Here is an 11,284-nt window from a genome sequence, read left to right on the forward strand (position 1 = left end):
CCACCAAATCGTCTGCGAGTCAACTCCTAGGCATCACCCTCCGCGATGCCGAAGCCATCGCGTTCCGCACCGACGTTGCGCCACCTCCGCCCCCTGAAACCACTGGCGCCAGCCTCGCTCCCCCGACCGCATCCGGAACTACCTCCCGCTCCGACGATGGCCCGGCCGACCATCGCTACCGGACCATCTGGCTGTCCGATATCCATCTCGGCTCCGGCGGCTGCCAGGCGCACTATCTGCTCGACTTCCTGCGCCATAACGATTCGGAGTACCTCTATCTGGTCGGTGACATCATCGATGGATGGCAACTCCGCAAAGGCTGGTTCTGGCCGCAAGCGCACAACGACGTGATCCAGAAAGTGCTGCGCAAAGCCCGCAAAGGCACGCAAGTCGTCTACATTCCCGGCAATCATGACGAAGCCGCGCGACAGTTCTGCGACCTCGCTTTCGGCGACATCCACGTGCGCAGCGAAGCCTTCCACACCACGCTCGCGGGCAAGCGTCTCTGGATCGTCCACGGCGATCTCTTCGACGGCGTCATCCAGCACGCGAAATGGCTCGCTTATCTCGGCGACACGCTCTACACGCTCATCCTGCTGCTCAACCGCTGGTTCAACCGGGCGCGCAGCCGCTTGGGTCTCAACTACTGGTCGCTCTCGCAATACCTCAAGCATCAGGTCAAGAACGCGGTGAACTTCATCTCGAAGTTCGAGCACGTGATGACCGACGAAGCGCGCCGCCGCGGTTGCGATGGCGTCGTCTGCGGCCACATCCACAAGGCCGAGATTCGCGATATCGACGGCGTCCTGTACTGCAACGACGGCGACTGGGTGGAAAGCCTGTCGGCGCTCGTCGAGACCTTCGAAGGCGAGCTGAAGATCATCTACTGGACCGTCCTGCGCTCACCTGAGCACCATTCGCAAAAGGCCGGGGCAACTGCCTGATCAACTGCCTGAGCGCTTTCACTTATCGAGGCCATCGAATGAAAATCATGATCGTCACCGACGCATGGGAACCGCAAGTCAACGGCGTCGTGCGCACATTGAAAAGCACCACGCGTGAACTGACTGCGCTTGGACATCGCGTGGAATTGCTGAGCCCGCTCGAGTTCAAGACCATCCCGTGCCCGACTTATCCCGAGATCCGGCTGTCGTTGCTGCCGCGTCGCCGGGTGGCGCAGCGTATCGAGGAATTTGCGCCGGATGCGTTGCATATCGCCACGGAAGGTCCGCTCGGAATGGCCGCGCGCTCGTTCGCGCTGCGCAACAAATTGCCGTTCACCACCGCTTATCACACGCGCTTTCCCGAGTATGTGCAGGCGCGTTTTCATATTCCGCTCGCCGCGACGTATAAGTTCCTGCACTGGTTCCATAAGCCTTCGCAAGCCGTGATGGCGCCAACGCCCGTTGTAAAAACCGACCTCGAAAAGTTCGGTTTTACGAACGTGGTGTTGTGGACACGCGGCGTTGATCTGGATATCTTTCAACCGATGGAATCCAAAGTTCTCAACACCACGCGGCCGATTTTTTTGTATGTGGGACGCGTGGCGGTCGAGAAGAATGTCGAGGCTTTCTTGAAGCTCGATCTACCGGGATCGAAGTGGGTAGCAGGTGAAGGTCCGGCGCTTGCCGAACTGAAATCGCGTTACACGAACGTGAATTATCTCGGCGTGCTGTCGCAGGCGGAGTTGGCGAAGGTCTACGCCGCTGCTGACGTATTCGTGTTCCCGAGCCGCACCGACACCTTCGGCCTCGTGCTCCTCGAAGCAATGGCATGCGGCACGCCGGTCGCGGCATACCCGGTGACCGGTCCGATTGACGTTCTCGGCGCCGACGGCCCCGGCGCGCTTGACGAAGACTTGCGCGAAGCGTGTTTGCGAGCGCTGAAGATTCAACGTGCCGATGCCCGTGCGTGGGCGGAAAAGTTTTCGTGGCGTGCGGCATCGGAGCAATTTGCGTCGAATCTGAAACCGCTCGCGGCGCACGGCGCGACGCAAAAGCAGGCGACGGCGTAGTCCAGCTTTTGCTGCACCGACGGCATCGAGTGAATGCCGTTGCTTTAGCGCAATATGGCGGGTGCTCAAACGCGTGGTGCCGTTCGGGACCCGCCGGCCAAAGAGGGCGACAATGCTGCAATAAACCGCCGTCGAACTCGCCTTTGGTGACTTCTGTACAGCGATTCGCCAGAAAGTCATCGCCGCCCCGCGGAGTGGCTTTGAAAGGGACTCGGACCGTGCGTCAGCACAACCACAGCAAGTTTCAAAGAAGCGCAATGTGAAAGCCAAACCTTCAGTGCAAGCGAAATCCCTGCTTTATGTCCATCGGGAACCCTTCGATCACGAAGAGGACGACGTTGGCATCGAGGTCTCGCAACACGCAAGCGAACCGCTCAGTCCCGACGACCCGCTCGCCCCGCTGCCCTTCAACCCTTACAAGGGCAATCGCGGCCTGACCCGCGCCTGGCACGCGATGAAAAACTCGCTAAACGGCTTTCGCGTGGCGATTCGCGAGGAAAGCGCGTTCCGCCAGGAGCTGACGCTCGCCGCGATCCTGGTGCCGTGCGGCATAGTCGTGCCGGTCACGCCGGTGGAACGCGCCGCGCTGCTGGCGTCCGTGCTGCTGGTGCTGATGGTGGAATTGCTGAATTCGAGCGTGGAAGCAGCGATTGACCGGATTTCGCTTGAGCGCCACGAACTGTCCAAACGTGCAAAGGATTTCGGCAGCGCAGCGGTCATGGTTGCACTGCTGGTATGTGTGCTCACATGGGGCCTGATAGTCGGCCCGCTCCTCTGGCGCTGGGCCCTGATGCTGTTTTAAACGCCCCGCGGCGCGACACTCGCCACCGCACGCAAACCCGCCCTCTATTCAGCCGTTTATAATCGTCCGATATTCAAGATACCCACCGATTCCGGGTTCGCGACGCTGTCATGCAGGCCGCCCTCGCCCGGAGCCGGTTTAACCAGGTCCGGACGACATGGAAGCCAAACCTCCCCGCCGCACCCGTGAGCGGATTCTCGAACTATCGCTGAAGCTGTTCAACGATATCGGGGAACCGAACGTCACGACGACCACCATCGCGGAAGAGATGGAGATCAGTCCAGGCAATCTGTACTACCATTTCCGCAACAAAGACGACATTATCAACAGCATCTTTGCGCAGTTCGAACAGCAGATCGAAAAGCGGCTGCGTTTTCCGGAAGACCATCGTCCGACGATTGACGAAATGTGGTCGTACCTGCAATACATGGCGGATTTCCTGTGGCAATACCGCTTTTTGTATCGCGACCTGAACGATCTGCTCGCCCGCAACCGCACGCTGGAAACGCATTTCAAACTGATCATCACCCATAAGGTCAACTTCGCGCAGCAACTGTGCGAAGCGCTCGTGACCGATCACGAGATGGTCGCAACGCCGGCCGAAATCAAGGTGATCGCGTCCAACATGGGGATCATCGCGACGTACTGGCTCTCGTACCAGTTCGTCATGAACCCGCGCAAATACAACGAGCAGGACACGATCCGCGCGGAATTGCATCAGGCGAGCTTGCATATCATCTCGGTGATGGCGCCGTATCTCCGCGGGCGATCACGGCAGATTTTCGACGACCTCGTGTCGGGGAAAATGCCGGAACGCGTCTTTGCCGATTACCGCGCGCCGAAGGAAGACGGCGCCCCTAAGGAACCTATTTAATGAAAGCAGTCTGCGTATATTGCGGCTCCGCCAATGGAGCCAGACCGGTCTATGCCGAAGCGGCAAAAGCGTTCGGACGTGCGTTGGTCGAAGCGGATCTCGCGCTGGTCTACGGCGGCGGGAGCGTAGGGTTGATGGGCACCATCGCCGACGAAGTGCTCGCGCGCGGCGGCCGCGCTATTGGCGTGATTCCCGAATTGCTGATGAGCAAGGAAGTCGGCCACAACGGCCTGACCGAGCTGCACGTCGTGCCCGACATGCATCAGCGCAAGAAGAAAATGGCGGATCTCTCCGATGCGTTTGTATCGATGCCAGGTGGTGTCGGCACGTTCGAAGAGCTGTTCGAAGCCTACACGTGGGCGCAGCTTCGTTATCACGAGAAGCCGGTCGCGCTGCTGAACGTGGACGGTTATTACGATCCGCTGCTCGCCATGCTGCGCCATACGGTGGAGGAAGGCTTCATGCGCGCGCCGTTCCTCGACATGCTGAAAGTCGCCGCCGACCCCGTGAAGCTGATCGAGGCGCTCAAGGCCTATAAGCCACCGGTGGTTGATCGCTGGCCCGAGAAACGCGACGCTGTCTGAGCGGAGAGTCAGCGATGTCGAAGGTAGTGTTGATCACGGGCGGCAGCCGCGGCATCGGCCGCGCCGCCGCTTTGCTGTGCGCGGCGCGTGGCTGGTCGGTTGGCGTGAACTACGCGACCAATCGCAGCGCCGCCGATGAAACCGTCGCCCGCGCGGAAGCCGCCGGTGGCCGCGCAATCGCGATCCAGGGCGATGTCTGCGAGGAAGCCGATGTGATTGCTCTTTTCGATGTGACCACGCGTGCGTTCGGCCAGATCGATGGTTTCGTGAACAACGCGGGCATCGTCGCGCCGGGTTCGGCGCTGGCGGATATGGACATGGCCCGTATGAAACGCGTCTTCGATACCAACGTGCTCGGCGCGTATCTCTGCGCGCGCGAAGCGGCGCGGCGCATGTCGACGAAACGCGGTGGGCGCGGCGGCTCGATCGTCAATGTGTCGTCGGCGGCAGCGCGGCTCGGGTCGCCGAACGAGTACGTGGATTACGCGGGCTCGAAAGGCGCCGTCGATACCCTGACGATCGGTCTCGCGAAAGAACTCGGCCCGGAAGGCGTGCGCGTGAATGCCGTTCGGCCCGGGTTGATCGATACGGAGATTCACGCGAGCGGCGGCAAGCCGGATCGCGCGGCGCAGTTGGGCGCGCTCGCGCCGCTGGGGCGGCCGGGTACTGCGGATGAAGTGGCGGAATCGATTGTGTGGCTATTATCGGATGCGTCGGCATATGTGACCGGCGCGTTGCTCGACGTCGCGGGCGGGCGTTAAAACGTTAGACCGTTAAAACGTTAGACCGTTACAACGCTCGAAGTTAGAAACCGCCCTTCTTCTTGAGCCACGCGTGTTCTTCGGCCGTTGTCTCGCGGCCGAGAATGGCATTGCGATGCGGAAAGCGGCCAAATCGCTCGATGACTTCAGCATGCTTGAGTGCGTACTTCAACCCTGATTCGATGTCCTTGTCGCCGGTTTCATCGAAGAGCGCCTGATGCAGGCGCACCGCTTCACGCTGGCTTTCCAGCGTCTCGTCATGCTCGAACGGCATGTATGCGAACGCGCGATGATGGATCGTCGGCAAGGTCAGTTCGTCGTGGGTAGAGACTAACGCGCGTGCGAGCTTTAACGCCTCCCTGTCCCCGACAAACGCACGCGGCGTGTTGCGAAAACAATTGCGTGTGAACTGGTCGAGCAACACGATCAAAGCCAGCGTGCCGAGCGGCGTTGCCGACCACCTCACCAAATTGCCGGCTAACGCTTCTTCAAGCAGAGCGCTGAAACGCTCGTGAAGCATGGCGTCGAAGGCCGCGTTCTTCTTGAACCAGAGCTTGCGCGCGTGACCGAACTCCGCCGAGTCCGGTGCCCCGAACCATGCATCGAGCACCGCTTGAGAGCGTGCGTCCAGCATCACGCAAACTCGATCACGAGACGCCGCGTGCGTGCGCTTTTTTTCTCCACCTTCGCAATCCTTAGCTCACCGATTTCACTCGTGTTGCGTACATGCGTGCCGCCGCACGGCTGCAAATCGATACCCTCGATACGAAGCAAACGCACACGCCCCATGCCCACAGGCGGCTTCACGCTCATCGTGCGGACGAGTTCGGGGCGCTCTTCCATTTCCTGATCGGTGATCCACTCGGTCGCCACCGGATGCGCGCCGCCGATCAACTCACGCAAGCGCGTTTCCAGTTCCTCGCGTTCGATCGGTTCCACGGTCGCGAAGTCCATGCGGGCGTAGCCGCTGGTGATGCTGCAGCCATCGACGGGATACGGCAGCGCCGCGCACAGCAGATGCGTCGCCGTGTGCAGGCGCATGTGCCGGTAACGCCGCTCCCAATCGATCTCTGCCGTCACCCGCTCGCCCACCGCGAGCTTCGCAAGCAGCGCTTGCTGGTCCGGCGCGGGCACGTGGACGGCGTCATCGGGCGTCGCGCCTTCGAACTTGGCCTTGCGGGTATCGGTTATTTCTATGCGCGTGCCGTCGGCCAGCGTCAGCGTTCCGGCATCACCAGCCTGACCGCCGCCAAGCGGATAAAACACGGTTTGATCGAGATGAATGCCCATTTCATCGATGGCCGTAACCGAGCCCTCGCAACGGGTCAGATAGGCGTCTTCGCGAAACAGCGCGCGCGTGCTCATGGGGAGTCTCCTGGTCTGTCGCCGGCTAAAAACGAACCGGTATTATGCCGGGGCGTGTGTGCTTCACGCTCAACCCGGGCGATTGCGCATCCAGTCGGCGGTATCGAAGAAGGACGTGAGCAGGCGTTCTCGCAAGGCCGCGTCCAGGCCGATGTCTTCCATCGCCCACGCCATGCAGCGCAACCACTGATCCCGTTCCGGCGATGCAATCGCGAAGTTCATATGCCGCGCCCGCAAACGCGGGTGACCGAAGCGACTGATGTAATGGTCCGGGCCGCCCATCCAGCCGCACAGGAACCAGAAGAATTTATCGCGGGAATTCTCGAGCGTGGGGGGATGCAACGCGCGTAAAGCCGCGAATTCCGGCTCGAGATCCATCAGGTCGTAGAAGCGATCGACGAGTGCGCGTACGCGCTCCTCACCGCCAACGAGTTCAAATGCCGTGGGTTGCGGCGCCTGTTCAATATGTGCTTCGGTCATGCGTTTTCTTCAGGTTATCCGGACATGGCGCAATGAGCGCTGCGGGTTTGTCTTGTGTGTACCGGGTGGCGCCCGGCCATGCGTTATCCGGGTCCGATCAGGCATCCCGCAACGATTGCAGCGCTGGCCGCGAGAGCACGCGGCGCAGGCTCATCCAGCCGCCCACGCCCGAACACACGACACCCGCCACGATGCCCGCCGGCACGAGCCACGGGTTGAAATCGATGTGAAATTCGAACACGCGCGACGCCAGCACCCAGCCAATCGCCTGCGCGCCTAGCGCCGCCATCAGCCCGCTCAACGCGCCGACCGCCACGAACTCCGCGGTCTGCACCGAGCGCACCTGTTTATGCGACGCGCCGAGCGCCCGCAGCAACGCGGACTCGTGCACACGCTCGTCGCGGGTTCCGGCAAGCGCGGCGTACAACACAAGCACGCCCGCCGCCAGCGTGAAGATGAACAGGAACTGCACGGCGCCGATCACCTGTTCCAGCACGCGCTGGATCTGCGCGAGGATCGGCGCGACGTCGATGGCAGTCACGCTCGGATACTTGTTGATCAACCCGTCGATCAGGCCCTGCTGTCCCGGCGGCAAATGAAAACTCGTGATGAACGTAGCCGGCAGATCGCTGATGGAAGGCGGCGGCATCAGCACGAAGAAGTTCACCTTGAACGAATTCCAGTCGACTTTGCGCAGGCTCGTGACCGGCCCCTCGACCTGCATGCCGGCGACGTCAAAACGCAGCGTATCGCCGAGTTTTACCTTGATCGTTTTCGCAAGCCCTTCTTCTATCGATACCTGCGCGCGCCCGTTCGTGCCGTACCAGTCACCACCGACCACGCGGTTATCGCCGGGCAGTTCGGTTGTGTACGAGAGATTGAACTCGCGATCGACCAGGCGTTTCGCATCGGCTTTCTCGTAGTTGTCGGGACTCACCGGCTTGCCGTTCACCGCAATCAGACGGCCGCGCACCATCGGCGACAACGTCGCGTCGGCCTGGCCGTGCTGCCTGAGGTAATCGGTGACGCCGGCGCGCTGGTCGGGCTGGATATCGATGAGAAACTGATTCGGTGCGTCCGGCGGCGTCGATTGCCGCCAGCCCGCGATCAGGTCGCTGCGCGTCATCGCGATGAGCAACAGACACATCAGGCCGATCCCGAGCGCCGTGATCTGCAGCGCGCTCGCGCCGCTGCGCCGCTCCAGCGATGCGAGCGCATATCGCCAGCCCACGCCCGCGCCCACGCGTTCGCTGCGCACGAAACGCGCGGCGGCCCAGAGTGCGATGCGCGCAATGCCGCCGAACACGATGAGACCGCCCGCGAATCCGCCCGCCACGATCCCGCCCAGCTTCCATTCGCCCGCCGCGAGCACGAGCAGGCCGGCGAACAGCAGCACGCCCACGCCGTACGCGAACCACGCTACCCGCCCGGCATCGCCGAGTTCACGGCGGATCACGTGGACCGGCGGCACGCGCGTGAGCGGCAACAACGGCGGCACCGCGAAACCGAGCAGCAGGACCAGTCCGGTCGCAATGCCCTGCAACGCGGGCCAGACGCTCGGCGGCGGCAATTCGACATCGACGAGCGTTCCAAGCCAGTCCAGCAGCACCAGATGCCCGCCGAAGCCGAGCACGACACCGGCCACGCTGCCGAGCAGACCAACAAGCAAAAATTCACCGATAAACAGCGCCCGCAGCGTCCCCTGACTCACGCCGAGACAGCGCATTGCGGCGCAACCATCCAGGTGCCGGCGCGCGAACCGATGCGAGGCCATCGCAATCGCGACCGCCGCGAGCAACGCGGTGAGCAGCGAAACGAGCGTGAGGAAATGACTCGCCCGGTCGATCGTCTGACGCACTTGCGGCTGACCATCCTGCAACGATTCGAGCGCGACACCGCGCAGCTTGCCGTCGTCCACCTTTGCGCGCGCGAAGGTAGCGAACTGCTTGACCTGCGGATCCGGCCCGGCCACCAGCAGCCGATACGTCACGCGACTGCCGAACGTCACGAGGCCGGTGGACGCGAGTTCATCGGCGCGCATCATCAGGCGCGGCGAAAAGCTCACGAATGAGAAACCGCGATCGAGTTCGCGCGTAATGACCGCCGCCACTTTGAACGCGCGCGTGCCAACCCGGACCGTGCCGCCGACGGGCACTTTCAGCGCATCGAGTAAAGCCGGGTCGGCCCAGACGGTGCCGGGAGCGGGAATGGAGGTGGCGGGCGTGCCGGGTTGGCCGGCGGCAGGCGCGATACGTACCGCGCCACGCAGGGGATATCCGGGAGAAACGGCCTTTAACGCCGCAAGGCGGGCGACGGGCGCGGCGGAGCTCGCTGACGATTCCCCCGTTACGCCCGCGCTGATCATGCTGGGGAAGATAGCGGTGGTCGCGGTTTCGAGCTTGAGTTGCGCCGCTTGTGCCGCGAACGCGGGATCGACCGGATGATCGGCACGCACCACAAAATCCGCGGCGATCATCTGGCGTGCGTCGCGTTCCAGCCCCTGACGCATCCGGTCACCGAGAAAACCGACACTCGCGAGCGCCGCAACTGCCAGCACGAGCGCGAGGATGAGCATGGTCAGCTCGCCCGCGCGCCAGTCGCGCGCGGTCATTCGCAGCGACTGGCGCGCGATCTGCCTGAAGCTCAGTGCCTGCTGCTTCGAATCCTGCCTGGACTCCTGCTTCGAATCCCGCTTCGAATCCCGCTTCAACTCGCCGTCCAAACCGCTAGTACTCAATCGTGCTTGCTCCCAAACCTGCCGACACCCGGATTCACGCGCGCGCTGACGCTGGGCACCATGTGCTTGGCCATCCGGTCAAATCCGCCGCGCACGCCTCTCACGAGCCGCGGCAATGCCCATCCGGCGCATAACAGGAACGCGATGATCAGCACCAGGCACAGCAGCGGCACGAACAACGCGAGCGTGATGCCGAGCAACGCGCCGAAATCCTCGGTCGCCGATGCCACCCAGTTCGACACCGGTTCCGGCGATAAATTGATCAGTGCGCGCGTGCCCGCCTTCGCCAGATGCGCGGCCCCCGCGAGCGTTCCGCCGGCGAGCGCGGCGACGGTCAGCAGCGCCGGATCGGCGTGACCGAATGCGCCCACAGCCAGCACCGCGCCGGCCGGAATGCGAATGAAGGTGTGAATGGCGTCCCAGAGGGAATCGAAGGCGGGGATTTTATCGGCGAAAAACTCGACGACTGCGAGCGCTGCCGCCGCTCCGATCACCCAAGGAGAGCCTAGTACGGAGAGCGTATCGGGCAGGTGGACCAGGCCCAGACGCTCGAACAGCCCCGCGACGAACACCGTCAGGTACAGTCGCAGCCCGCTGGCCCACGAAAGACCCGCCGCCAGCGAAAGTGCTTCAAGCATGACCGTCTCCTTGCGCGCTGCTCGCCCCGCGCCCGAACATCGGAAAACGCCGATGTAACTGGCTGCGAATGCCTGACCCGTCGCTAAAATCACCCGGCGACGGGCTGGGGATAAATGGATGCGGCCCGGTATTGACCCGGCCCACCTTATTCTGGCGCTGTTCCAGGCCCGTTCTGTCGAACCCGGTGAGTTTTCAAGACATCTGAAAGTCATTATAGCCACGCGCTGCCGGTTGATGCATCGCGCCATATATCGGCGTGTTCTGCATCCAACGCTCGTGATTCAGCCCTTAATCCGGACAAGCCGCCGAGCACCTTGCGCAGCACCACAGCACGCGGTGCTCTGAACAGCTTAACGGCCACTTTCGCGATCCCTTTAACATCTCCTGGCGGTCGCGGCAAAAGGCCGCTGCCCAGTGCGCCAAAGCGCCAGCTTCAATGCCCCGACGACCATTTCAATCCGATCAGCCCGACCACGATCAGTGCGGCACTCGCGACGCGTGCAACCGTGACCGCCTCTCCCAGCATGACGATCCCGAACACGAACGCCCCGACCGCGCCGATACCCGTCCATACAGCGTAAGCGGTACCGAGCGGCAACTGGCGCATCGCCAGCGCCAGCAGCACGAAGCTGCCCACAGCCGTCACCAGCGTAAACACCGACGGCCAGAGGCGCATGAAACCTTCGGAGGTTTTGAGGCCGGCGGCCCATGCCACTTCAAGCAGCCCGGCGATAAACAATAGAAACCACGACATGAAAGCTCCCGTCAAAAAACGGGGCCGTCCCCGATACGACCAGATGCGCGCAAGGTCGTCCATGCGGCATGTAATAAGACTGTAATTATAACGACGATGCGCATGAGCCGTTCGAGGCCGTCATGCTGATTTCAGCATCGCTTGCGCCGTCTTTTCGCGTCAGGACATAAGAAATACGAAAAGCCGAAATAACCCGCAGCGGCCTTGCTGTCATCGGCTTTATCAGGTTGCGCGAAAGACCTCGGCCTTCAGGCCGGAGATGGACAGCGCGCCA

Annotated in this window: 12 protein-coding genes and 1 pseudogene; 6 read left to right on the forward strand and 7 right to left on the reverse strand. The window is 62.3% G+C overall.

Annotated features, from left to right (window positions below; all coding sequences use genetic code 11):
* Positions 1-110: 110 nt before the first annotated feature.
* The 6 genes and pseudogenes from M0D69_RS27575 to M0D69_RS27600 form a co-directional block, all read left to right on the forward strand.
* A pseudogene (locus tag M0D69_RS27575) lies at positions 111-944 on the forward strand (UDP-2,3-diacylglucosamine diphosphatase); the annotation flags it as partial.
* A gap of 38 nt (positions 945-982) precedes the next feature.
* Positions 983-2,014 carry a glycosyltransferase family 1 protein gene (locus tag M0D69_RS27580; protein ID WP_301785034.1) on the forward strand — a complete coding sequence of 344 codons (1,032 nt, stop codon included), beginning with the start codon at positions 983-985 and terminating at the stop codon, positions 2,012-2,014.
* Between the two features lie 292 nt (positions 2,015-2,306).
* Positions 2,307-2,816 (forward strand): diacylglycerol kinase, encoded by a 510-nt coding sequence (locus M0D69_RS27585; RefSeq protein ID WP_235442659.1) that lies wholly within the window; start codon positions 2,307-2,309, stop codon positions 2,814-2,816.
* A 157-nt stretch (positions 2,817-2,973) separates the two neighbouring features.
* Entirely contained in the window at positions 2,974-3,690 is a 717-nt protein-coding gene (locus tag M0D69_RS27590) for a TetR/AcrR family transcriptional regulator (protein WP_301785035.1), read from the forward strand.
* Positions 3,690-4,274 carry a TIGR00730 family Rossman fold protein gene (locus M0D69_RS27595; protein WP_301785036.1) on the forward strand — a complete coding sequence of 195 codons (585 nt, stop codon included), beginning with the start codon at positions 3,690-3,692 and terminating at the stop codon, positions 4,272-4,274. Before M0D69_RS27590 ends, M0D69_RS27595 begins: the two co-directional genes overlap by 1 nt.
* Before the next feature lie 14 nt (positions 4,275-4,288).
* A complete protein-coding gene (locus M0D69_RS27600) occupies positions 4,289-5,035 on the forward strand; it encodes an SDR family oxidoreductase (protein ID WP_301785037.1) in 747 nt (248 codons plus the stop codon).
* A 43-nt stretch (positions 5,036-5,078) separates the two neighbouring features.
* Here M0D69_RS27600 and M0D69_RS27605 read toward each other — a convergent pair whose 3' ends face one another.
* The 7 genes from M0D69_RS27605 to M0D69_RS27635 form a co-directional block, all read right to left on the reverse strand.
* The gene (locus M0D69_RS27605) at positions 5,079-5,669 is read right to left on the reverse strand and encodes a DUF924 family protein (protein WP_301785038.1); all 591 of its coding nucleotides are present in this window, start codon (positions 5,667-5,669) and stop codon (positions 5,079-5,081) included.
* Positions 5,669-6,400 (reverse strand): alanyl-tRNA editing protein, encoded by a 732-nt coding sequence (locus M0D69_RS27610; RefSeq protein WP_301785039.1) that lies wholly within the window; start codon positions 6,398-6,400, stop codon positions 5,669-5,671. The genes M0D69_RS27605 and M0D69_RS27610 overlap by 1 nt, the downstream gene beginning before the upstream one ends.
* A 69-nt stretch (positions 6,401-6,469) precedes the next feature.
* Positions 6,470-6,880: a group II truncated hemoglobin gene (locus M0D69_RS27615; RefSeq protein WP_301785040.1), complete on the reverse strand. Its 411-nt coding sequence runs from the start codon at positions 6,878-6,880 to the stop codon at positions 6,470-6,472.
* A gap of 97 nt (positions 6,881-6,977) precedes the next feature.
* Entirely contained in the window at positions 6,978-9,491 is a 2,514-nt protein-coding gene (locus M0D69_RS27620) for an ABC transporter permease (protein WP_301785045.1), read from the reverse strand.
* Between the two features lie 122 nt (positions 9,492-9,613).
* Positions 9,614-10,255, reverse strand: a complete 642-nt coding sequence (locus tag M0D69_RS27625; RefSeq protein WP_301785041.1) for a DUF4126 domain-containing protein — start codon at positions 10,253-10,255, stop codon at positions 9,614-9,616.
* Between the two features lie 434 nt (positions 10,256-10,689).
* Positions 10,690-11,010 (reverse strand): quaternary ammonium compound efflux SMR transporter SugE, encoded by a 321-nt coding sequence (gene sugE / locus M0D69_RS27630; RefSeq protein WP_301785042.1) that lies wholly within the window; start codon positions 11,008-11,010, stop codon positions 10,690-10,692.
* Between the two features lie 85 nt (positions 11,011-11,095).
* Positions 11,096-11,284 (reverse strand): hypothetical protein (locus M0D69_RS27635; protein ID WP_301785043.1); only part of this gene is annotated, 189 nt, incomplete at its 5' end.

It is taken from the genome of Caballeronia sp. SEWSISQ10-4 2 (assembly GCF_030464885.1).
Taxonomy (GTDB): Bacteria; Pseudomonadota; Gammaproteobacteria; order Burkholderiales; family Burkholderiaceae; genus Caballeronia.